The following is a 23,010-nucleotide window of genomic DNA, read 5'->3' as shown; positions in this document are numbered from 1 at the left end:
GCACCTTGGGGTCCTCTCGTTGGGGGGGGGGGGGGGCCCCCCGGGGGGGGGGGGGGGGGGGGGGGGGGGGGGCCCCCCCCGGGGCGGGGGGGGGCGCCCACGGCGGCGGTCGCGTGTCCGACCGGCTGGGGCAGCCTTCCGAAGACCGCGGCGGACGCCGACACCGGGTCGCTGACCGACATCAGGACCGGTCGGCACGACTGCTACGACCGCATGGTCCTCGACGTACCCACCGCCGGCACCACGCCGATCGGGTACACCGTGCACTACGTCGACGCCTTCATCCAGGACCCGTCCGGCATACGCATTCCGGTCTCCGGCGGGGCGATCATCGAGATCCTGGTGTCCGCGCCCTCGTACGACCCGGAGACGTACACCGAGACCTACCCCGGCCGAGGCGGCAAGGCCCTTCCGGGTGTCGACCTGACGGGCTACCGGACCTTCCGGGACACGAAGTTCGGGGCCAGTTTCGAGGGAGTCACGCAGGTGGGACTCGGGGTTCGGGCCCGGCTGCCGTTCCGGGTGACGCAGCTCTCCGACCGCCTGGTGATCGACGTCGCGCACACCTGGTGAGGAGGTGTCGTCGGCCGCGTCCGGTCCGGTGACGGGACGCGAGTGGGGCGCGGGCATCCTGCGAGTACCGGTGCCCGCCGGCCCGCTCGCGTCCCACTCGTTCGACGCGAGCCCGGCCGGGCTCCTCCCGGCGGGCGGGTCACAGCGGGCGTGGCGCGAACCACGCGGTTCACGCGCATCGTCGAGCAGCGAACTCACGTCTCTCCCTGAGCGATCGCCTCGCGGGGACGCCGGGCGCGTCGGCTCTCGTAGAACGTGGGCCACAGGGTGACCGCCACGAGCAGCCACACCAGGGCCACGGTCCCGAGGCCGGCGCCGAACCCCGCGATCAGCAGGGGCAGCGTGCAGCACGGGACGACGACGGACACCATCCAGCGGCGTACGCCCTCGGGCTGCCGCAGCGCGGCGATGCCCGTGAGCAGGAAGTACCCGGACAGAGACGAGCACAACAGCCATCGCGTGCTCCGGGGCAGCGTGTCCAGGTGCTCGGCCGCCGCGCCCAGCCCAGCCGCGAGGGCCGCCAGGCAGCCGGACACGAAGCAGTGCAACGGGAGCGCCGCGCGGGCCGGCAGGGATCGCGCGGTGAGGTACGGAACCCCCGCGTAGCCGTGCCGGAAGGACAGCGACCACAGGGCGACAAGCAGGAAGAACGCGGCGGCGGCGAGGCCGTAGAGCCGCCGGTCCCATCGCGCTTCCGAGGCGGCCTCGATCACCTGGGCGACACCCTCGCCGAGCACGATGATCACGAACAGGCCGAGCCGTTCGCTCAGGTGATCGTCGTCCGGCGCGGCAACCGACACGCGCGGGACGGCGCCGCGGCGCCGGGAGCGCGTCTCCTCGCGCCGGTCGTGGGCCTTCCGGTTCGCGATGATGTCGCGGGGGGAGACGGTGAAGGTGACGTACAGGTCGAGGGCGATGCCCAGGGCCCAGAGCCAGTACCGGGCGGGTTCCTGCGCCCACAGGGAGACGATCCACGGGATCACGCCGAGGGACAGCTGGGCGGCGGGCCAGTCCACGAGGATCTCCCGGCGATGCCGCCAGGCACTGTTGGCGAGCATCCGGATCAGGACGTAGGCGACCGCCAGGGCCCTGGCCTGACCGTCCTCGCCCTCGTGGACGCCGGGCACGGCGGCGGCCATGACGGCCATGCCGAACATCGCGGCCAGCACGGTACGGGCGTGCGTGCCTTCGCCCGCCACGTTCCCGTACAGCGTGAAGCAGATCCACGCGGTCCAGAACGCCAGGAACAGCAGCACGTACAGGCCGAGTTCGGAGGCGCCGGGTTCGCCGTGCAGCAGCTGGGCGATCTGGGCCACGCCGGCGACGGCGACCAGGTCGAAGAACAGCTCCAGCCACGTGGCATGCCGGTCCTCGCCCGAAGCGGGCGTTGCGGGTGGCACCTCGTTCACACCAGTCCCTGTGCTCTCACGAAGACATCGGGGCGTTTCCCGGCCGTACGACGTGACGTCCCCGTCCAGCGGACGGGCGCACGCGTCGTGCCGGGGGACCGCCCACACTAGCCGCGCGGCACCGGGCGACGGTGCTGCCACCGCCGATGCGGGGCCGGGGCGTCGAGGCGCCGCGTCAGGACGGGGCGAGGACGCAGAACTCGTGGCCCTCCGGGTCGGTGAGGCACGTCCACGGGACGTCGCCCTGACCGACGTCCAGATCGGTGGCGCCGAGGGCCCGCAGCCGCGCCACCTCGGCCTCCTTGTCGTCGCCGGGATACGGCAACAGGTCGATGTGGACGCGGTCCGGCACGGACTTCACACCGGGCGTGCGGAGGAATTCGAGATACGGGCCCACGCCCTTGGCGGACCGCAGGGTCGCGTGATCGTCGGCCACCTCGTGCACGGTCCAGTCCGTCGCCTCACCCCAGAACCGGGCCATGGCCCGCGGATCCACGCAGTCCACCACCACCGTGGCGATCGGCCCGGTGTCCCGGTAGACCTCCCGAGGCTCCAGCACGCAGAACTCGTTGCCTTCCGGGTCGGCGAGGACCGTCCACGGCACGTCGCCCTGGCCCACGTCCACGGGTGTCGCGCCGAGCGTCCTCAAGCGGTCGACCAGCTCCGTCTGATGGGCCGCGGAGGTGGTGGCGAGATCGAGGTGCACACGGTTCTTCGTCGTCGTCCTGGGTTCCGGCACCGGAACGACGTCGATGCCGAGGACGACCGGGTCCGGCCAGACGGGGCCGCCGGGAGGTCCGACATAGGTGGTCACGCCGGGCTGGTACGCGGTCCAGCCGAGCGCCTCCGCCCAGAAGCGGCCGACCGCCGGACTGTCGAGAGCCTTGACGATCACGTGAACAGGTCGCAGTGCCATGCCGACGATCCTCGCACGCGCTCCGCGCCGGCCTGCTCCGGCGACGCGAGGGCTCGCCGGGGCTCGGGTCAGGACGCCGACACGGTGCGGCGGGGCTGCTGCCGTCCGGCGACGGGGATCCGGACGACCGCGATACCTCCGTCCAGATCCACCGTGGTCCGGTTCGGCGGTGCCCCGTCCTCCTCGTCGTCGCGCAGCAGCAGGGCCGACTGGCGTTCCTTCAGCTCGGTCTGCTTGCCCGGCGAAAGGCTCGCGTGCAACTGCTCGAACCCGGTCGCCGATATCTGACCCTGCCGTGCCGCGTTGCGCCACGGCAGCAGTCCGGCCTTGCTCGCGCGCAGCAGGAGCTGGTCGACGAAGGACACGGCGGTCAGCAGGATGACCAGTCCCGGCAGGGTCATGAAGACGAGGAATGCCATGCTCCGAGTATTGCCTCGGTACCCGGCGGTGTCACCGTCGGGCCGGGGCCGGCCCACCCGTCGGTCTCGGCAGCCACGCCGGCGGCGGGGCCGGCCGACAGGTCCGGATCCGCCCGGGTGGCGAAGCCCGCGTCGCGGGGCGGGCCGGGAAGAGCTCCCGCAACAGGCCCGCGGCCTCGCTGAGTTGCATGAAGTGTTCCTGATGCTCCCGGCTGCACTCCCGCTGGCCCGTCTCCATCTCCGCCAGTCGCTGCTCGAAGTCGACCATGCACTGGATGATGAGAGCGGATCCGCCGATGACGACGGACACGGCGATCTTCCACAGCTCGTCCCCGGACTGGTGCACCAGGTTGGTGAGCACGTACGCGATGGTGCTCACGACGATGGTCTTGAGCACGATGGGGGCGATGCGCGCTCCGCCCGCCGGCCCTGGTGTTCCCGATGCTCCGTGCATGCCTTTTTCTCCCCCGCCAGGTGTCTCCAGGATGCTGGCCGATCAGCGCACGGTCGGCACCTCCTGAGGCAACTGGATCGCGTGGAGCGCGAGTTGGTCCCTGATGCGCCGGGTCAACGCGTTCCACTGCCTGCTGTAACCCGGTGTCTCCTCCAGGTGGTTCCACGGGGTGTGCAAGGCGGTGTCGAGGCGGGCCCGGGGCATCCACAGGTGCAGCAGGTGGTCGACGAGCGGGCGCACCACTCTCACCATGTTCCGGACGTCGCCGGAACCGGCTCTCGGCCCGTCGACGCGCGTCGTCCCAGAGGCCGACGCCCTCGCCCTCGGTGATACGGCGCCGCCGCCTGTGCCGCCGCCCCGGACGCGCGCTCCGGGGCGGCGGCACGAATCGAACCGGCCGACGGATTGCGGGACTTGACCGTTCAGGCCCTCGTGACCCCCGCTATGACACCGAGGGCCCCCCGACCTCGCGTCGCCTGGTGGCCAGCGCCCGTGCCAGCACCTTGTCCCGGAACGGGTTGGCGGGGCTCAGGGCCGTCGCCACCTCCACCGCCTCGTCCAGCAGAGCCGTCCGCCGCTCAGGCAGGTCCCGCAGCAACGGCGAGTCGCATGCCTCCACCAGCACGTACGCCAGCTTCGACCCGTACACCTCCGGCTCGACCGGTGTCAGGGTCCGGTAGATCCACAGCCCCGCGACTCCCCGCACCACCCGCGTGTTGGCGCTCAGCAGCATGACCCTCGCCCGCATCACCATGTCCTGATCCATCGAATCCCCCTCGCTCCACCACTCCCGGCCCGCCCCGGCACACGACGAGGCAGCACAACGAACGCGCCGGCGGCCCGACATGGGCGCCGGCACGCATGCCGGTGAGTGGATGACGACGAGTCTGCGGGCAGACCGGCGCCTGTGCCAAGACCGAACGGACGTGCGCTCCGTCCTACCGCGAACGGCCCCCGAGCAGGCATGATGGACCTGACACTCTGGACCGGGCGGGGATGAGCGCCGGTGACGCGACGCGTCTGATCAAGAGCCTGAGCCGGGTGGGGCAGCAGGGACCCGAGATCGTGAAGGCGTTCGCCAGGGCCGAGACGGAGAGCCTCGCCTTCGTCCTCACCGACCTGACCGGTATGACCGCCCAGCGGCCCCGGGACAACACCGAATGGCTCATCAGGCTCACCGAGTGCGCGCGCCGCACGATCGACGCCACGAGCAGCTCCGTCGACCAGCCTTTCCGGGACACGGATTCGGCGAAGCCTTATCTGGACGCCCAGACGGAGGCGATGCGGGTCCGGGACGTGACCATCCGACGTCTGTTCATCATCAAGGAAACGGAGAAGAACGACCCCGAGTTCATGGCGCGGTTCCTCGAACTCTGCGAGGAGCAGCGGGGCTTCAGCATCGATGTGCGCTACCGGGTCCTGGCCTCCATCGGTTCCCCGGGACGGCGGAACCGCAGAGCGGCGGCGACACGGGATGTCGTGATCTTCGACAGCGAGCTGTGCCTGGAGTTCGACCCGGACCAGCAGGACGGCAACGTGAAGACCCGGCTCGACGCGGACGGCCGTCGCGTCGACGGAGAGGTGAGGACGTTCAACGAACTGTGGTCGACGGCCACGGAACCGCCGGCTCAGGGGGAGCCCTCATAGGGTCCCGGACCCGGTAGCAGCCTCGATCCGCCGACGGAGGACGTACCCGGGGCCGGGCTCTCCCGCTCACGCGTCAGCGGGCTGGATCGGTGTCGTAGTCGTGCCGGGCCTGTTCGACCTTGTCCAGGTTGGCGGAGGCCCATCCGGCGAGCTGGGCGAAGAGCGGGGCCAGACTGCGGCCGAGCCCGGTGATGTCGTACTCGACCCGGGGAGGGACTTCCGGGTGGTACGTACGGACGACCATGCCGTCGCGTTCCAGCTGCCGCAGCCGCTGGGTCAGCACCTTAGGTGTGATCGTGCCGATCCGTCGTTCCAGCTCGACGAAACGCAGGCGGCCATGCGTGTTGAGCGTCCACAGGATCGGTGTGGTCCACCGGCTGAACACGATGTCCACGACCGCACTGGTCGGACAGGCGAGTTGAGGGTCCGCCGCGTCGGCGGCCACCCAGTCCGTGGTGCCGGCCATGAGCGCCCCTCGGGATAGTCACTTTCCTCTAGGTACCTACTATATCCACGGTGTTAGCGTCCCCGTGTCGCCCGGAGAGCAGCTCTCCGCGACGGTCCCGCCCGCCCGGGCGAGACAACCATGCTGAATCGACACGGGAGTTGTTCATGTTCGTAGTGACGGGGGCAACCGGCAACGTCGGCCGATCGCTTGTCCAGGTCCTCGCGGCAGCCGGTGTACGGGTGACCGCGACGTCCCGGGGGATCACGGACGCGGAGGTGCCGGAGGGCGTCGCGTACGCGCGGGCCGACCTGGCCGATCCTGAGAGCCTGCGGCCCGTATTCGACCGAGCCGACGCGCTGTTCCTGCAGAACGGGGGAGCCGGCGCGCACCTGCTGAGCCCACGGGACATCCTCGACGTCGCCAAGGCGGGCGGGGTCGGGCGCGTCGTCCTGCTGTCCTCCCAAGGGGTCGCGACCCGGCCCGGGTCGGCCTCGCACGGAGAGACGGGGCGCGCCATCGAGGACGCCGTCCGGGAATCGGGCATGGCCTGGACGATCCTGCGGCCCGGGGGCTTCGACTCCAACGCGTACGCCTGGGCCGAGTCGGTCCGCGACCGGAGGACCGTCGCCGCTCCGTTCGCCGACATCGGCCTGCCGACCATCGACCCGGACGACATCGCCGAGACCGCCGCCGTCACCCTGCGCGAGGACGGCCACGGCGGACGGATCTACGAGCTGACCGGGCCCGCTCTCGTCACCCCCCGCCGGCAGGCCGAGGCGATCGCCGACGCGCTCGGTGAACCCGTCCGGTTCATCGAGCAGACCCGCGACGAGGCCCGCGCGCAGTTGCTCCGCTTCATGCCCGAGCCCGTGGTCGAGACCACGCTGGCCATCCTCGGTGAGCCCACCCCGGCCGAACGGCGGATCAGCCCGGACGCCGAGCGGATCCTCGGCCGCGCACCCCGTACCTTCGCCGACTGGGCGCGCCGCCACATCGCCGCCTTCCGGTGAGAGCGCTGTCTGCGGCCTGGGCTTCCCCAGGTGAGGATCCAGGCGCCCGCGGCCCTCGCTGACGGCGACCGCGGCGCTGCCTCGCCGGTTCGGGCCGCGCTTCAGAGGCCGCGCGTGTCGGCCAGGATCGCGGCCTGCTCCAGCATGCGGGTCGGCTCGCGACCGTTGCCCCAGGCGTCGTTGAAGGACGGTACGGACTCCACCTGCGGGCCGAACTGTCTGCGGATCGCCTCAAGGAGCACGCCCATGGCCTGTGCCTCGATCCGGCGGTCACCGGCCGACTCCCGGCGGATCGCGCCCTGCGCACACAGGTGGCCGTCGTCGTCGGTCAGCGCTCCCGCGCACCAGCCGTCCGTCCGCAGCCGCAGGGAGGCGCGGTGCAGGAGGGCCGCGACGGGGGTGGCGTGCGGGGTCAGCAGGCCCGGGGGAGCGCCGGGGACGGGAGAGGTGGGGAGGGGCGCGGTGGGAGCCGGTGGGGCTCCGATCCCGGACCAGTCGATCGCCGGCGTCTCGATGTGCGCGGTGTTGACCTCGTAGGCGACGGCCGCCTCCGCGAGACGGGCGTCCATCTCCGCCGTGACCGCGGCCAGGCGGGCCTCCAGACCGTCGCCGGGCCGCCGCCCGGGTTGCCGCCCGGGCTCCGCGGCGACGGGCGGGGTGGCACCGGCGGGTCCGGCGGCGGTTCGTCGTGCGGCGGCGGTGTGCGTGGGGGACTGCATGAAGGATGGATTCCTGGCGCGCCCCGTGTTCAGCGCCGCCGAACGGGCGGTACCGGGCGCGGGGCACGCCAGGACGGTGGAGCGGGCGACCGGGCCGCTCCCGGCTCGGTCAGGTCGCGACCGGCCGACTTCGCGGAGGGCGGAGCCGAATCGTGTACCGGTCGTTCGAGCCGTGCCGGTCGTTCGAGCCGTGCCGGTCGTTCGAGCCGTGCCGGTCGTTCGAGCCGTGCCGGTCGTTCGAGCCGCGGCGTTCGTTCGCGCCGCAGCGTTCGTTCGCGCGGTGGCAGTCGTAAGAGTCATGCCGGTCGTACCCGCTGTGCCGGTCGTACTCGCTGTATCGGTCACGGTCGTACCCGCCGTACCTGTCAGCGGTCGTGCGCGCCGTACCCGTCACCCGTCGTACCCGCTGTGCCCGGTCACGCGTGGGCGCTCAGCTCGCCCGCCAGTACCCGAGCGCGTTGACCCGCTGCTTGGGCACCGACAACTCCTTGCGGACATGTGCCGACAGCGCGCGGGTGGTCGCCGTGTCGCACGCGATCCACACATACGGCTGGGGGCTGTCCTTCAGCAGTTCGGGAAGGGCCGCCTTCACCTCGTCGACCAGTCGCCGCCCGGCGTCCTGGCGTGCCACCTGCCGCACGTCGTGGTGCGTGGCCGCCTGGTAGGGCAGGCCTTCCAGGCTGCCTTCGAACCAGATCGTCGCGGGGACCGGGCCCAGCGCTGTGAGCAGGGAGTTGAGGGCCGGCAGGGACGCGGGGTCGGCCACGGCGACGACATGTGAGGGGGCCGGTTCGGGGTGCTCGAAGCCGGTGCCCTGAATCGTCGCCTCGATGCTGTCCCCGGGCTTCGCCGCCCTGGCCCAGTCGCTCGCGCATCCCTCGTGCAGGGCGAACTCCAGGCTGAAGGTGCCGGTCGCCGGATCCGGGTCGACCAGGGTGTACGCCCGCTGGTGGGGCCTGCCCGCGTTGTCGAACCACAGCCGCACCCACATCGTCGGGTGGACGCCGGTCGCCGCCAGCATGCCCCCGTCGGTGAAGTGCAGCCGGCGGTACTCCGCGGTGACGTCCTCCGAGCCCGTCACGGTGAACGCGTAGTCCTTCGCGCGCAGCAGTTTCAGAACCGCGCCTTCCCAACCCCGCCCCTGCGTCTGCCCCATTGCTTCCTCATCCCTCGGTACGACATCACTCTGGTAATTAGTTAGGTGAGCCTAACCTAAGATGGATCAAGTGGCGCACAGGAGGGTCACAGGAAGCCGCCGGGGCGCGACCGTCACCGGCTGAACGAGGGAGACCGATGTCCGACACATACGCCACGCGCGCGGCCCTGCACGAGCAGTTCGTCGACGGTTATGGCACGGTCCGTGTCCTGCCCCTGGACGCGCGGCTCGACGGTCCGGTGATCCACGGCTGGGTGAACGCGGACAGGGCGGCCTTCTGGGGCATGAGAGACCTGGCCGAGGATCAGGTCGTCGCGATATACGCCGACATGGAGACGCTCGACACCCATCACGCCCACCTTCTCGTGAAGGACGGCGAGCCGGTCGCGCTGCTGCAGACGTACGAGCCGGCGGCCGACCGGGTCGGCGCGTGCTATCCGGTCGAACCCGGTGACATCGGCGTCCATCTGCTGATGGCGCCGGCCGGACCCGGCGGCGGGCGTCCCGGCTGGACCACGGCACTGCTGGGCGCGGCGGCGTCGTACGTCCTGCTGGGCCTGGATCGCGACCGCGTCGTGGTCGACCCCGACGTGCGCAACGAGCGGGCCATTGCCCGCTTCCGCCGACAGGGCTTCACCCCGGGCCCGGTGGTCGTCCTGCCGGAGGTCGACCTTCCCGACGTCCACCTCCCCGAGAAGCGTGCCCAACTCGCCTTCCTCGCCCGGGAGACGGTGTTCCCTGACCGGGCGCCGGGACCGGCGGGCCCGGAAGGAGCCGTGGCCCGATAGCGGTCGTCGAACGGCGCGAGGCGCCTGCTCACAGGGCCGGCTCGGATTCCTATGGCGTGCACAGGCCATTGCTACGCCATCCCGAAGTGTTGACGAAATCGTCGGGACTATGGTCAACGAACATCGCGGACACAAGCCGCGCACGCAGGCAGCCCATCGTTCCCGGCGCTGGTTCATGAACAAGGCCCTGCTCGCGGGCGGCGTCTCCGCCGTCGCGGTCATGGGCGGATACGCCGCCTCCTCGGCCGACGCCGAGGAGACAGGTTCGGCGGACGCCACGGCGAGCGCGTCCCCGTCGGGCCCGCCGCCGGGCGGCGGCTTCGGCCGGACGATCGCGTACGACGACTTCGTCGGCGTCACCACGGACGGCACGGTCGTCGGTGACCTGTACGCCGTCCACTCCACCGGCGTCTCCACCCTTCCGATGGTCCGCGCGGCCCAAGCCTTCGTCGCCTCGCTCACCGAAGAACAGAAGGCGGCCACCCTCTACGACGTCGACTCCGACCAGTGGCTCGACTGGACCAACGTCGACTCCAACGACCGTGACGGGGTCGCCCTGCGCGATCTGACCGAGAAGCAGTACGCGCTCGGCATCAGGCTGCTCAGGGCGTCCCTGTCGGCCCGCGGTCTCCGCCAGGCCGACAGCATCCGCAAGCTCAACCAGTTCCTCGGCGAGTACGAGGGGGACACCTCCAAGGCGCTCAACGAGGACGCCTACTGGTTCACCGTCATGGGTACCCCTTCGGCGAGCGGGGCCTGGGGGTTCCAGTTCGAGGGCCACCACCTCGTCATCAACTGCTTCATCCTGGGCGACCAGGTCGTGATGACCCCGACGTTCATGGGCTCCGAGCCGACGAAGATCACGTACGAGGGGAAGAAGTATCACCTCTTCCGGGAGGAGACGGTCGCGGGCCTCGAACTCCTCCGCTCCCTGGACGACACGCAGCTCGCCCAGGCGCTCTCCGCGGACGCGAAGTCCGGCGCCGACCTCCTCGCGGGCGCGGGCCAGGACAACGCGGTCATCCCCTACGCGGGCGTCAAGGGCTCGGCGCTGAACCGCCGCCAGCGGCGACTGCTGCTCGACCTCACCGAGATCTACGTCGGCTATCAGGACGAAGGGCACGCGCGGGTGCGGCTGCGCGAGATCGAGAAGCACCTCGACGACACGTACTTCTACTGGATCGGCGCGTACGAGGACGAGTCGGCGTTCTACTACCGCGTCCACAGCCCCGTCGTGCTGATCGAGTACGACGCCGAGTCCCCGCTCGGTTACCACGAGGGCGACAGCGACACCTCGGCTTCTGCTTCTGCTTCCGCTTCCGCCTCCGACTCCGCCTCCGACTCCGCGTCCGCGAGCGCGGGGCCCGGTGGGCCGGGCGGCCCTCAGGGCGCCCCGACCCAGCAGCACATCCACACCATCATCCGCACCCCCAACGGCAACGACTACGGCGTGGACCTGCTCAAGCTCCACCTGGAGACGGACCACTGACGGCGACTCCAGGCCTCCGGACTGCACCTTTTCGTCATCATCACAAGATCGTCACGAATACCGCACGACGTGCGTTCCTTCTGCGAAACTCGCAGCTCACCACATGACCCGCGGCGCGCATCCCGCCTCGGCAGCGAAACCGGCTGCCGAGAGGGCCGCGCCGTCACGGTCGCCTGCGAGGACGAGGTCACGACGCGCCAGGCGCGCGCGACCTGAATGAAGGAGAACCACCACATGGGCAAGCGCGTAGCGCTGTCTGTCGCCGCCGCGTTCGGGGTCATCGGCCTCGTGGCGCCGGCGGCTCACGCCGACGGCGGCTCGGGCGACACCGAGATCCTCGGTGTGACCGTCAACAACGGCTCGGACGTCGTCATCGGCACGACGGCCGCGAAGACCTTCGACGTGACGATCTACGCCTACGACGACTGGGGTCTGCTGTCGGCGGACACCACGCTGGAGGGGCCCGGCGCCGGGTACGCGAGCGACGAGACCATCTGCGAGACCGACAGCGAGTGCACGCACTCGTTCACCTTCGACCCCCGGATCGATCTGGACAACGGGCAGGCCGGCACCTGGTACGTGGGCTCCTGGGTGGACGCTCTCGACGACGACTACCGCTGGGACGAGCGCATCGACAGCTTCCGCGTGAAGCGCGCGAGCACGCTGACGGTGAACGCGTCCCCGGAGCCGGTGAGCAAGGGCAAGGCCCTCACCGTGACGGGCACGCTCAAGCGCGCGAGCTGGGACGACTACCAGTACCACGGGTACGCCGGGCAGTCGGTCAAGCTCCAGTTCCGCAAGAAGGGGTCCAGCACCTACACCACCGTCAAGACGGTGAAGTCCAGCAGCACCGGCGCCCTGAAGACCACGGCCACCGCGTCCGTGGACGGTTACTGGCGCTGGAACTTCGCCGGGACCACGACCACCGGCACCAAGGCGGCGACGGGCGACTACGTCGACGTGAAGTAGGACCGGCTCGGACCGCTCGCACGGCTGTCCCCCGCCCCGCCGGGCGGGGGACAGCCGTGTCGCGTCGGCGGATCGAGGTCCGGCCTGGTGAACGCGATCGGTGCGGTCCTGCCCGGAGCTTCCTGGCAGCGCTGTCGAACCCGCTACGCCCGAGATTTGCTGAGCCAGGTTCCGAGATCGGTCCAGCCCTGGGTGGCCACGCTGCTGCGGACCGTCTTCGAACAGCCCGATGCCGACGCGGTTCCGGTCATGGAACTTCGCGATCAGCCCGTGCTCGCGCCGGCGGCGGAAGGAGGCGTAGACCCGGGCCCAGGTGGGGATGTCCGCGGGCATCGCCGGCCAGGAGATCCCGCCCGCGACCAGGTAGCGGATCGCGTCCAGCAGTTGGCGGTGGCGGCAGCCCTCGGGTTGCCCGTCTCGGCCCTGAAGTTAGGCCGGCACCGGCAGCAAAGGCCGGACAGCCGCCCACTCCGCATCGGTCATGTCCGACGGATATCGGCGCACCCGGTCCGGACGGTCGGCCGCATTGCCGTACACGTGCGCGAGGCAATCACACGACAGGGCAAGCGAGTTGAAACGGACAGGCTCGGACGCGTACAACCGACAACAGGGCCTCCTGGAGCCGCTCGGATGGGGTCGCACCCCCGAGCCACCAAGAGACCCTGCCTTCATGCGCGCACCGTCGGAAGACTATCCAGCCGAGACGTCCGTTCGACCCGTACGTTCCAAGACCGGTTGAGATACGGCTTCTCAGCCATCACTTGCGGGACAAGTCCTCAGCCTCTCGGCACAATGGGCTCCGGTTCAGGCATTCGATGACAGGCCGAGATATGCGCCATTGAGCATTCCGTACGAGTTCACCTGGCTGCTCTCGGTGAAGGTCGTTCCGAAGCAGACCGACCAGGAGTTCGCCCCGACCCCCGATGACGGGCACTTCCAATTGCCCAAGCGCGTGCCGGAGGCGGTGTACAGGTCCATACGCGCTTCCGCGCCATAGAGGCCGGATTGGTTGTTACGCACGATCACTGCCGCCTGGACCCCGGTTCCAGCTGACGACCTGATCGCACAGACCTGCGCGACCACGCCGGTGGTGATCGTCTTGCTGCCGGCGCAATGCCACGTGCTGGTGCTGGAGGAGATCGGATTTGTGTTGCCGTAAGCACGCCAGGTGCCATTCGCAGCCGCAGGAGGGACGGCGACGGTGGAGGTGACCCAGGAGCGCAGGTCGTCGACGCGGGTGCTGACGGCGCCGGTCTGGGTCACGGCCGGGTCGGTGCCGAAGCAGCCCCCCTGCCAGGACCTGCTGCTGACGGCGACCAGTTCGGGCTTGCCGCTGACCAGGCGAACGGCCGGGCCGCCGGTGTCGCCCATGCAGACGCTCGCGCCGTCCTTGCCGGTGGTGGCGACGGTGTCCGCGGCGACCGAGTCGACGGCGAAGCTGCCGCTGTGCAGGCGCAGCGGGGCCCATTCGGTCGCGGTGCGGCCGTAGCCGGCCGCCGTCAGCTCCTCGCCGGGCGTGGCCGCGGCGGTGGCCAGGCTCACGGGCGCGATGGTGGTGACGGGGCGGCTGAGCCGCGCCAGGACGGCGTCCCGTGACGGGTGCGCGACGAGTTCCACGACGGAGCGGGTCTCGCCGCCGGTGGTCGTGAGGTCGGTGCGGCCGATGGTCGCGGTGGTCTTGAGCTTGGGCGCGCCGGTGGGTATGGCGAGGCTCGCGGCCGGGTCGTCGGCGAAACAGCTGGTGGCGGTGAGCAGCCAGTAGGGGTCGACCAGGGCGGCGGAGCAGGCCTTCTGGCCGTCGCCGATGTCCAGGCGGGCGGTGAACGCGAGCGCCCCGTCGGCTGCGGCGGTGCCGGAGACGGCGTTCGCGGGGGTGGCGCTCAGCGCCATCAGCCCGGCGGCGAGTGCGGCGGCGAGGCGTGTGGTGAATGCTGTGGTGAAGGGGGCGAGGCGATGGCCTCTGAGATGTCGCATGACCTTGCTTTCCTTGGTGGGAGACGTGCGGCTCACGCACTCGACGGGCCCCGCGGGGGCGGCGTCGAGGCGCCTATGGGGGCGTACCGCCGGACCTGGCAGCCGGGCGTACGGGGGTGTGCGGCCGCAGGGGAGCGGCCGCACACCCTGCGGCGGGCTGCTCGGTTTCCGGTGTTGTCGTTGGTGACGAGCTCAGTGGAGGCGTGGACCCGGGCACCCGGTGTTGCGTCCTGTGCGGACTCGCGGTCCGCCCGGGCCCACGTCTTCACGACGCTGGTGTGTTACGCGCGGTCAGCCGACCTTCGTCCGGTCCCAGGTCCAGGAGCCGGTGCCGGAGTCCCAGGTCTTGACGGGTGTGTTGATGCCGGTGCCGGTGGAGGTGAAGGTCCACAGGGCGGTGTGGCCGCGTCCGTCGGTGGTGTTGGGGTATTTGTAGAGGGCGCCGACGTCGGACTTGCCGTCGCCGTTGAAGTCGCCCGCCACCAGCGCGGAGTTGTCCCAGGTCCAGGAGTCGTCGCCGGAGTCCCAGGTCTTGACGGGTGCGTTGATGCCGGTGCCGGTGGAGGTGAAGGTCCACAGGGCGGAGTGGCCGCGTCCGTCGGCGGTGTTGCCGTACTTGTAGAGGGCGCCGACGTCGGACTTGCCGTCGCCGTTGAAGTCGCCCGCCACCAGCGCGGAGTTGTCCCAGGTCCAAGAGCCGGTGCCGGAGTCCCAGGTCTTGACGGGTGCGTTGATGCCGGTGCCGGTGGAGGTGAAGGTCCACAGGGCGGAGTGGCCGCGTCCGTCGGCGGTGTTGCCGTACTTGTAGAGGGCGCCGACGTCGGACTTGCCGTCGCCGTTGAAGTCGCCCGCCACCAGCGCGGAGTTGTCCCAGGTCCACGAACCGTCGCCGGAGTCCCACTTCCTGACCGGTGCGTTGATGCCGGTGCCGGTGGAGGTGAAGGTCCATAGCGCGGAGTGGCCGCGTCCGTCCGAGGTGTTGGCGTACTTGTAGAGGACGCCCACGTCGGCGAGGCCGTCGCCGTTGAAGTCACCGGACACCGGGGCGGAGTTGTCCCAGGTCCAAGAGCCGGTGCCGGAGTCCCACACCTTCACCGGTGCTTTGAATCCGGTGCCGGTGGAGGTGAAGGTCCACAGGGCGGTGTGGCCGCGTCCGTCGGTGGTGTTGGGGTACTTGTAGAGGACGCCCACGTCGGCGAGGCCGTCGCCGTTGAAGTCACCGGACACCGTCTTGCTGAGGTTCCAGTCCCAGGAATCAGTGCCGGAGTCCCACGACTTCACCGGGCCGTTGAAGCCGCTGCCGGTGGAGGTCTGCAGCCACAGGGCCGTGTGGTTGGTGCCGTCGGTGTTCGTCCCGTAGTTGTACAGGTATGCGACGTCGGACTTGCCGTCACCGGTGTAGTCGGTGACGCGGGGGACGGCGACGGTGGAAGCCACCCAGGTGTTCAGGTCGTCGACGCGGGTGTCGATGGCGCCGGTGCGGGTTTCGGCGGGATCGTTGCCGAGGCATCCGCCTTGCCAGGAGCGGGAGTTGATGGCGACGAGTTCGGTGGTGCCGTTGACGGTGCGCAGGGTGGGGCCGCCGGCGTCGCCTTTGCAGACGGTCGCGGTGTCGGAGCCGTCGAGGTCCACTGTCGTGTTCGTGGTGGAGGTGACGGTGAAGGTGCCGGTGTGGAGCTTGTCGGGCACCCATTCGGTCTTGGTGCGTCCGAATCCGGCCTTGGTCAGTTTCTCGCCCGTGGTGGCGGGCGTGGTCGCCAGCGGTACGGGTTTGATGGTGGGGTCGGTGATGCGGGTGGCGAGCCTGACGAGGACCAGGTCGCGGTCGGCGTGCGGGACGAGCCAGATGGCCTGCTGGACGCTGCCGCCCGTCTGGGTCAGGTCGGTGCGGCCGACGGTGACGGTGGTGGTGACGGCGGGTTTGCCTGCGGGGGGTTTGCCGTCCGCGGCGAAGCAGGTGGCCGCGGTCAGGACCCACTGCGGGTCGACGAGGGTGCCGGTGCAGGCGGTCTGTTCACCGACGTTGACTTTCGCGACGTAGTTGAGCTGTTCCGGGGCATCGGCCCCGCCGAGCGCGGCGGCCGGGGCGGTCGCGGCCGGAACGGCGCCCAGTGCGACGGGGGCCGCGAGCAGGGCAGCGGCTAACGCGGAGAGACGGGGGCGTCTGGAGAGGCGCATGAACGTGGATTCCTAGGCACGAGGGCCGCGCGTCCGGTGGGCACCGGACCGCGGTGCGGTGAGCATGTCTGTCTTGGCTGCGGTTACTTGGAGGACCTGATCTCGACGAGCAGGTGATCGCGGCTCTCTGGGTCCGCGGCCTCACCCACCGGGGTCCAGGAGTTCTTGGTGATGTCGAACGACTTCTCCTCGGTACCTACGGTCATGTCGACCTCGGTCGTGTAGTCGTTGCCCTTGACCGCGTAGACCGCCGGGATCTCCAGGGTCAGCCAGCCGGAGTCGCCCACCACCTTGAAGCAGATCTTGTCCGCCTTGTTCCGGGCCATGACCTCCAGGAGGCCGGCGCCACCCACACAGTCGGCCAGGGTGATGTGCCCGTCGCCGCGCTTGAGGACGATGTTCTTCTCGGCCAGGATCTTGTCCGCCAGCGGGTAGTTGAAGTCCTCCACCGCGTAACCGGGGGCCTCGCCCGCGACCAGTGCGGTGGGGTTCGTCCGCTGCGACGCCCCGCCGGGTATGCCCGTGGTCGCCGTGATCCAGGCCAGGGCGCCGACCACAGCCGCGCCCAGTGCGCGCAGCGCAATCCGCTTGTGCTGCGGCTTAACGGACATTCTGCTGTATTCCTTCATTGCATCCCTAAGTTCGTCGCTGACGGCCGGATGTTCGTCACCGGTCTCGAATTTTCGGGTGCACAGGAATGCGTTATCGGCATCGCTCTGCCGGGTGCGTTCCAAGTCCCCTGGGGAGAAGTTCTCTTACCTCTCAAGATGAGAAGCCCCCGTCCCGATGATCACCATCCGCTTCGTCATGCAAACACGAAGTGACCCTCAGGTCGAGCGCGGAAAACCACACATACTACGGCAATCTCCATGCTCCATTCGTGACCTCCCTCACACTTCATAAAGGTTGCACGAAGGTTGTGGAGGACATGTAAAGAATCTATTGATGATTCGTCAGGAGCCGCATTTTCAAGGCTTGTTGGAGAGCGTGATTCCCTAATTCGCCTCCTCTGCATGGACAGTTGATATGGTCCCGCACTACAAGTAACTCCGAACGCACGTTACTTCGCGTCCGTCGGCATTCCATCTTGCGGGCACGCCGGAAACCGCCCTGCCGGTGAGATCCGGCATGCCCTGTCAACAGCTCACACGAGGACAACTCTCTGATGCAGACAATCTTCTGGAGCCGGCGCCGCGTGCTCGGCGCGCTCGCCGCCTCCACCGCCGTGGCCTTCACCCCCTTAGCCCTCCTCCCCACAGCCGCCGCCGCGACAGAAGGCGCGGCACCCGAACCGGTGCCGCTGCCGGACACCGAGCGCGCCAAGGTCGTCAGGGCGTGGCTGACCGGTGGCAAGGGCGTCAAGGCCGCCGCCGACGTGGCCCTCTACGGGTCGGACGCCGACATCCAGACCTTCCTCGCGGAAACGCTGCCGAGGCAGACCGTGGAGGACAACCGGGTCGCGATCGTCCGCAGCCTGGACCGTGCGGGCAAGGGCCTGCGCCGGGAGGCCGTCGCCGCCCTCGAGAGCGGCGACGCCGCGATCGCCGCGTTCCTGAAGAACGGCTTCAGACCGGCCATCCTCGAAGATCTCCGGGTCGCCACCACCACCGTCTCGTCCACCGGTGGCAAGGCGGTGGTGCGCAGCGCCAATACCGCCCTCGACACCGCCACCGGCTCGGCTCTCACCGCCTTCCTCACCGACAAGCAGTACGACTCGCGTCTGGAGGACACCCGGGTCCAGGTCAGCGCCATGCTGATGGCCGGTGGCCCGGAGGTGCAGAAGTACGCGAGCCGTGCGCTCGAGGGCTCCGCGACCGATGTGGAGTGGTTCATAGAGACCGGCCAGCACATCGCGCGCGCCCGCGACCAGGAGTCGGCGACCATCGAGGAGCTTGTGGCCCTCGTGGAGCGCGAGGGCAAGCGCGCCGAACAGGAGACCAACCTGGCCGTGGAGGCCTCGGCCCGCGCCGAGACCGCCGCCGGGAAGGCCAAGGAGGCCGCGGAGAAGGCCGCCGCCGAGGCGTCCGCGGCCCAGAACGACGTGCAGAAGTCGGCGGCGGCGGCCCGGAAGGCCGCGAGCGCGGCGAAGGGCGCGGCGGACGCCGCACGCAACGCCATCAACGCCTCCAATGCCGCGGTGAACGCATCCCGCCGCGCCTCTTGGGCGGCCACCGGCGCCGCTCAGGCCGCCTCGAACGCGGGCGGCGCCGCGTCCCGTGCCTACAGGGCCGCGATAGCCGCCTCCAAGGACGCGAGCAAGACGCAGGAGGCCAAGGACGCCGCGGTCGCCGCCAAGAACGCGGCGGCCAAGGCCCGTAGCGCCGCCGCGGCCGCCAACAAGGCCGCCATCGCCGGCGATGCGGCCGCGTCCGCCGGCACGGCCGCCGCCTCCGCCGCACGCAACTCGGCCGCCGCCGCCACAGCCGCCGCCCAGGCCGCCGCCTCCGCCGGCGTCGCGCAGTCGGAGGCCGCCGAGGCCAAGCGCCAGGCCGCCATCGCCAGCAGTGCCGCCAACCGTGCCACCAACGCGGCCTCCACCGCCCAGGCCCTGGCCAGCACTGCCGCCGCCGCGGCCCGCACCGCCCGCGACGCCGCCAACTCCGCCGCCGCCCACGCCGACAAGGCGGCAGCCGCAGCCGAGGAGGCCGTGAAGTACGCGGGCCAGGCCATCGACTACGCCAACAAGTCGACCGCGCACGCCGACGAGGCCGTGAAGGCCGCGAACGTCGCCACCAAGGCCGTCGCCGACGCCCTCGAGGTGGAGAAGAACGCCCGCGCGGCCGAGGCCCAGACCCTGGAGCAGGACAAGCAGAAAGCGATCGAGGAGGCGCAGCTGCTCGCCTCCATCGAGGCGACCGATCTGTCCGACGTCCGCGGCAAGCGGCTCCTGTCGGAGCGCACCGCCCAGGAGATCAAGGACCTCACCGCCAAGGCCGAACAGGCCCTGTACTCCGGCGATCTGACGCTCGCCGCGACCCTGGGGCGCAAGGCCGCGATCGGCCTGATCGAGTCCCGGGGCGCCTGGACCCGGCAGGCCGCCCAGCACGCCCTGGCGGGCTCCGACGACGACGTCTTCGCCTGGATCGACCTCGACCGGGCCGTAGCCCAGGGCCAGGACGACCGCGAGACCACCCTCCATGTGGCGACGATCTCCGCACCGAAGATCGCCGAGGCCGCCCAGCTCGCCCTGGCGAGTTCCAGCTCCACGGCCGTCGGTGACTTCCTCACCATCGGCATGAAGAAGGCCTCCGACGAGGAGCTGCGCGTCGCGATCGGCAAGATCCTCAACGATGGCGCCGGCAAGGCCGTCACCAACGCCGCCAACAAGGCACTCGACACCAACACCACCGAATCCCTCAACTACTTCTTCGACCACGACTACCCGCTGGCACAGGAGGAGGACGACCGGGTCCTCGCCGGTAAGCTCATCACTACCGGTGGCGCCTTCACCAAGGCCTACGCCGAGGTCGCCCTCGAGGGACCGGCGTGGATGCTCCGCAACTTCATCCTCGTGGTCCAGTTCCGGACGGCCCAGCTCGACCACGACACCGCCACCCATGTCGCCGCGATCCGCGGTGCCATCGCCGCCGCCGCGAAGATCGCCGAGAAGGCGCAGGAGAACGCCGCACGGGCGACCCAGGCCGCCTTTGAGGCCCGTAACAACGCCGCCAAGGCCCAGGAATGGGCGGACAAGGCGATCGCCTCGTCCAAGAAGGCCGACAGCTACGCGGACGAGGCGCGCCGGAACGCGGACGCCGCCGACAAGTCGGCCGCTGACGCCCAGGCTTCCGCCAACACAGCGAAGGCGGCTGCCGCCACCGCCCGTGGCGCGGCCCGTTCAGCCAACTACTCGGCCAACAAGGCGATCGACTCGGCGCGTGCCGCCCTCAAGTTCTCCGCCGCCGCCCAGACTTCGGCCAACGCCGCCCGTGCCGCCAAGCTCGCCGCGCAGGCGGACGCGAAGGAGGCCGCCGCCGCGTACTCCGACGCCAAGCGGATCGCCGCCGAGAAGCACCAGGCCGAAGTGGCCGCCAAGGCCAAGGAAGCCGCGGAGAAGGCCAAGGCGGACCGCGACGCCAAGCGTGACCCCGCCGCCAACGACCGGAACAACCAGGTCAACCCCAACGGCACCAATGACCCCGCCGACTCCGACGAGTGGTGGAACGACGCCCAGTTCTACGCCGACGCGGCCAACGTGGTCAGCGTAGGTGCCGGCCTCCTGGCCGCCGGCTGCACTCTCGCGGGCTTCGTCTTCCCGCCGGCCTTCGTGGCGGCCGGCTTCTTCGCCGATGTCTCCGTGGGTGCGAGTGCCATCGGCACTGTCTTCACCGGCATCGAACACGGCTTCACCAGCAGCGAGTTCGGGTGGTCCGCCGCAGGCACCGGCCTGAGCCTGGTCACCTTCGGCGCGTCCAAGTGGCTGGGTGCGGCAAAGCCCGCCAGCACTGTCGTCAAGCCCGTCGTGGGCAAGATCGCGGACGTTGTCGAGGACGGGGCCTCCGCCATCACCAGGGATCTCTACGAGCTGATCGGCTGACGAGTGCGTCCTTTCGTCCGCCCCTGACGCGGTCGAGCGCAGGCCACCCATCGCTGCCCGGGGGGCACCGCATGTGCGGTGCCCCCCTTCCCCCCTGCCACCAGGACAGAGAAACAAGGAAGAGAGATCTGACGAACATGCACGAGATACGCCCCGGAGGCGCATTCCGACTACGTGCCCGGTCGACCGTACTGGCCGTACTGACCGCCATGGCGCTGGGACTCACCACGACGGGTACGGCCACGGCACAGCAGGGCGCGGACGAGAAGCCGCGGCAGGCGGTGACACACCGGGCCGCCGTTCCCGCCCGCGCCACCAGCGCCTTCCCCAAGCGGTCCGGGGAACACTGCGAGGCCACGAAGGCAGGCTCGAAGGAGCGCAGGGCGGGCGCCGTCGAGGCGTGTGTGAGCACCAGTCCCATCCCGGCCGCGCGTACCACGGCACGGCCGCAGAGCCTTGCCGCCACTGCCGCCACCGCCGGCTGCTCCATCGCCAGCCCCGGCAACTACTCCTACGAGCGCTTCAGTTACTGCGTGACCGGGGTGAACGTCCTCTACCTCCTGCGCGACAGCAACGGCGCGGAACTCGGGCGCGGCACCGTGACGATCTCCACCAGTGCGTCACTGCCCGCGAGCGGCACGACGTGGAGCGAGCAGGTCACCGTGACGATGACCTCCGCGATCGGCGAGGTCATCGCCCTCAACGCCAAGTTCCGCGCCGCCTGCGGAACCGGCTGCACGGCGACGAAGACGGCGCCCTGGTACGGCGGCGACCTGGTCCTGGGAAAGTCCCTCACCGGCACCGTCACGTACTCCTCGTCCCCCGGGGCGGGCGGCGTCGCGGAGTTCCTCACCTCGTACAAGCTGTACGTGACCTCCCCGGGCGCCACGGCCATCGACCCGAACGCCTCGTGGGACAACCCGCGCAAGATCCGCTGTGACAACGCGGTCGGGGGCGCCTCCTCGGCGGGCTGTGTCATCCCCTCTGTCATGCCCGTCGTGCCGATGAGCGCGCGGGCCTCCGACGCCGGAGGCGCCGTGGCCGCCTACGCGTGGGCGCAGCAGAACCTCGACGACGCCTGGGGCAAGGGCAAGCCACTGACCCGGTCGACGAGCGGCGTGGCCGACCGCACGGCCCGCACCTGCGGAAGCTTCAAGGCGCAGACGGATCTCGTCAGCACCGACACCTGCAGCGAGTTCCCCTTCGCCGAGACGAAGGAAGGGGGAACCGACGGCGCTCGGTGCGTCGAGGTGATCCCCAACCTCGGCAACGGCGAATGGGACTCGTACGTACTGGGCAACAGCAAGAAGCTGGACCGGACCTCGCCCTGTGTGCGTGCCCATGCCACAGCCGCGGACAAGCAGTTCGCCGATAACCAGCTCACCAAGGGCTTCGCGGACCAGCGGGTGATCGACGCCGACCAGTTCGAGGTGAAGTTCACTCTGCCGGACACCGGCCCGCACGCCCGCTGTCTGGACACCACGCCGCTCGGTGCGCTTCCCAATGGCGACGGGTGGATCCTGAACACCACCGAACCGGTCCCTCACGTCAACAAGACCACTGACCCGATCGGCCCGCTCGGAGAGCGGCCGACCCAGGCACAGGCATGCCTGGACAGGACGGCCCCCGAGGGCACCGATGCGCAGGGAGACATCCCGGGCTGGCAGGACGCGCAGAAGTTCAAGGCTGACAACTCGCTCACCAACGGGCAGGCCCGGTGTCACCTGATTCCGAAGGTCACCGGCGGAAGGGGCATACAGGTCAATCTGGTCCCATGCTGGCAGGCAGGGATGAACACTGGCACGCCCAGCATGCGCACCTTCGAGACCATGGCACAGAAAATGATCAGGGACTCCTCCTCCAGTCTCGGAACGGACGACGCGGTCTTCTACCAGGTGACGCCCGTCTACACAGACGACACCAGCACGATCCCGGTGGGAGTCACGATGAACGCTAATATCGAACGGGCCGACGGGACGACCGAGGAGCTGTTCCCCAACGTCTATGTCCCCAACACCCTGAAGAACACAGGGTTGTACAACCTCGGTAACTGATCCACAGTCAGTTCGTGTCATCGGGAGCCAGCATGAGTTTCACCACCCCGCCGCGGCCGTTCGATGTGACCGCGCTCTTCCCTCAACTGGCCCCGCTGGCGCGCACGGCGACCCGGCTGCACCCGCGGCCGGGGTCGCCGACCGTGCACGACAGCTCCGTGGGGGGGGGCCCCCCCGGGGGGGCCCCCCCCCCCCCGGCCCCCCCCCCGGGGGCCCCCCCCCCCCGCCGCGGCCGCCGCCAGGGGGGCGCGCCCCCCCGACCGGCCCGCC

General features: G+C 70.2%; 20 protein-coding genes and 2 pseudogenes. 9 read left to right on the top strand and 13 right to left on the bottom strand.

The features are described 5' to 3' along the window. Positions 1-573: hypothetical protein (locus ACF07B_RS10550; protein ID WP_392178599.1), on the top strand; the 573-nt coding region annotated here is incomplete at its 5' end. 194 nt (positions 574-767) lie between these two features. Here the strand turns inward: ACF07B_RS10550 and ACF07B_RS10545 are convergent. The 6 genes from ACF07B_RS10545 to ACF07B_RS10520 form a co-directional block, all read right to left on the bottom strand. Continuing rightward, positions 768-1,982 carry a low temperature requirement protein A gene (locus tag ACF07B_RS10545; protein WP_392178598.1) on the bottom strand — a complete coding sequence of 405 codons (1,215 nt, stop codon included), beginning with the start codon at positions 1,980-1,982 and terminating at the stop codon, positions 768-770. A gap of 175 nt (positions 1,983-2,157) precedes the next feature. After that, positions 2,158-2,898: a VOC family protein gene (locus ACF07B_RS10540; RefSeq protein WP_392178597.1), complete on the bottom strand. Its 741-nt coding sequence runs from the start codon at positions 2,896-2,898 to the stop codon at positions 2,158-2,160. 68 nt (positions 2,899-2,966) lie between these two features. Continuing rightward, positions 2,967-3,317 (bottom strand): DUF6191 domain-containing protein, encoded by a 351-nt coding sequence (locus ACF07B_RS10535; protein WP_369481292.1) that lies wholly within the window; start codon positions 3,315-3,317, stop codon positions 2,967-2,969. 31 nt (positions 3,318-3,348) lie between these two features. After that, on the bottom strand, positions 3,349-3,771 hold the full coding sequence (locus ACF07B_RS10530; protein WP_392178596.1) for a hypothetical protein: 423 nt from the start codon (positions 3,769-3,771) through the stop codon (positions 3,349-3,351). Positions 3,772-3,813: 42 nt separating this feature from the next. Further along, positions 3,814-4,023 (bottom strand): hypothetical protein, encoded by a 210-nt coding sequence (locus tag ACF07B_RS10525; protein ID WP_392178595.1) that lies wholly within the window; start codon positions 4,021-4,023, stop codon positions 3,814-3,816. A 190-nt stretch (positions 4,024-4,213) separates the two neighbouring features. Further along, a complete protein-coding gene (locus tag ACF07B_RS10520; protein ID WP_392178594.1) occupies positions 4,214-4,537 on the bottom strand; it encodes a hypothetical protein in 324 nt (107 codons plus the stop codon). Between the two features lie 230 nt (positions 4,538-4,767). Here ACF07B_RS10520 and ACF07B_RS10515 point away from each other — a divergent pair, with 230 nt between their 5' ends. Next, positions 4,768-5,418, top strand: coding sequence for a hypothetical protein (locus ACF07B_RS10515; RefSeq protein WP_392178593.1), 651 nt, complete (start codon positions 4,768-4,770; stop codon positions 5,416-5,418). 73 nt (positions 5,419-5,491) lie between these two features. On the opposite strand, the gene ACF07B_RS10510 is transcribed toward ACF07B_RS10515, so the two are convergent. Further along, positions 5,492-5,884 (bottom strand): winged helix-turn-helix transcriptional regulator, encoded by a 393-nt coding sequence (locus ACF07B_RS10510; RefSeq protein WP_369481300.1) that lies wholly within the window; start codon positions 5,882-5,884, stop codon positions 5,492-5,494. Between the two features lie 146 nt (positions 5,885-6,030). Here ACF07B_RS10510 and ACF07B_RS10505 point away from each other — a divergent pair, with 146 nt between their 5' ends. Beyond that, positions 6,031-6,876 carry an NAD(P)H-binding protein gene (locus ACF07B_RS10505; RefSeq protein WP_392178592.1) on the top strand — a complete coding sequence of 282 codons (846 nt, stop codon included), beginning with the start codon at positions 6,031-6,033 and terminating at the stop codon, positions 6,874-6,876. 101 nt (positions 6,877-6,977) lie between these two features. Here ACF07B_RS10505 and ACF07B_RS10500 read toward each other — a convergent pair whose 3' ends face one another. Further along, the gene (locus ACF07B_RS10500; RefSeq protein ID WP_392178591.1) at positions 6,978-7,595 is read right to left on the bottom strand and encodes a hypothetical protein; all 618 of its coding nucleotides are present in this window, start codon (positions 7,593-7,595) and stop codon (positions 6,978-6,980) included. A gap of 430 nt (positions 7,596-8,025) precedes the next feature. Next, positions 8,026-8,751 carry a siderophore-interacting protein gene (locus tag ACF07B_RS10495; RefSeq protein WP_392178590.1) on the bottom strand — a complete coding sequence of 242 codons (726 nt, stop codon included), beginning with the start codon at positions 8,749-8,751 and terminating at the stop codon, positions 8,026-8,028. Positions 8,752-8,888: 137 nt separating this feature from the next. On the opposite strand from ACF07B_RS10495, the gene ACF07B_RS10490 reads away from it, so the two are divergent. The 4 genes and pseudogenes from ACF07B_RS10490 to ACF07B_RS10475 all read left to right on the top strand — a co-directional run. Further along, a complete protein-coding gene (locus ACF07B_RS10490) occupies positions 8,889-9,539 on the top strand; it encodes a GNAT family N-acetyltransferase (protein ID WP_392178589.1) in 651 nt (216 codons plus the stop codon). Positions 9,540-9,648: 109 nt separating this feature from the next. After that, positions 9,649-11,028 carry a DUF3500 domain-containing protein gene (locus tag ACF07B_RS10485; protein WP_392178588.1) on the top strand — a complete coding sequence of 460 codons (1,380 nt, stop codon included), beginning with the start codon at positions 9,649-9,651 and terminating at the stop codon, positions 11,026-11,028. 234 nt (positions 11,029-11,262) lie between these two features. Beyond that, on the top strand, positions 11,263-11,997 hold the full coding sequence (locus tag ACF07B_RS10480; RefSeq protein ID WP_392178587.1) for a calcium-binding protein: 735 nt from the start codon (positions 11,263-11,265) through the stop codon (positions 11,995-11,997). Between the two features lie 72 nt (positions 11,998-12,069). Beyond that, positions 12,070-12,240: pseudogene (locus ACF07B_RS10475) on the top strand (transposase); the annotation flags it as partial. A gap of 66 nt (positions 12,241-12,306) precedes the next feature. On the opposite strand, the pseudogene ACF07B_RS10470 reads toward ACF07B_RS10475, so the two are convergent. The 4 genes and pseudogenes from ACF07B_RS10470 to ACF07B_RS10455 form a co-directional block, all read right to left on the bottom strand. Beyond that, positions 12,307-12,360, bottom strand: a pseudogene (locus tag ACF07B_RS10470) (hypothetical protein); the annotation flags it as partial. A gap of 441 nt (positions 12,361-12,801) precedes the next feature. Then, a complete protein-coding gene (locus tag ACF07B_RS10465; RefSeq protein WP_392178586.1) occupies positions 12,802-13,971 on the bottom strand; it encodes a S1 family peptidase in 1,170 nt (389 codons plus the stop codon). A 291-nt stretch (positions 13,972-14,262) separates the two neighbouring features. After that, positions 14,263-16,149, bottom strand: a complete 1,887-nt coding sequence (locus ACF07B_RS10460; protein ID WP_392178585.1) for a trypsin-like serine protease — start codon at positions 16,147-16,149, stop codon at positions 14,263-14,265. Positions 16,150-16,232: 83 nt separating this feature from the next. Next, complete coding sequence (locus ACF07B_RS10455; protein WP_392178584.1) at positions 16,233-16,760, bottom strand: hypothetical protein; 528 nt, start codon at positions 16,758-16,760, stop codon at positions 16,233-16,235. A gap of 554 nt (positions 16,761-17,314) precedes the next feature. Between ACF07B_RS10455 and ACF07B_RS10450 the strand changes: the two genes are divergently transcribed. Together ACF07B_RS10450 and ACF07B_RS10445 are read left to right on the top strand one after the other, a co-directional pair. Beyond that, the gene (locus tag ACF07B_RS10450; protein ID WP_392178583.1) at positions 17,315-20,686 is read left to right on the top strand and encodes a hypothetical protein; all 3,372 of its coding nucleotides are present in this window, start codon (positions 17,315-17,317) and stop codon (positions 20,684-20,686) included. A gap of 137 nt (positions 20,687-20,823) precedes the next feature. After that, the gene (locus ACF07B_RS10445; protein ID WP_392178582.1) at positions 20,824-22,740 is read left to right on the top strand and encodes a DNA/RNA non-specific endonuclease; all 1,917 of its coding nucleotides are present in this window, start codon (positions 20,824-20,826) and stop codon (positions 22,738-22,740) included. The last annotated feature ends 270 nt before the right edge of the window (positions 22,741-23,010 follow it).

Source organism: Streptomyces sp. NPDC015532 (assembly GCF_043078065.1).
Lineage (GTDB): Bacteria > Actinomycetota > Actinomycetes > Streptomycetales > Streptomycetaceae > Streptomyces.
Note: the sequence above shows the minus strand (reverse complement) of the source record. Positions and strands in the feature narration are given on the sequence as shown.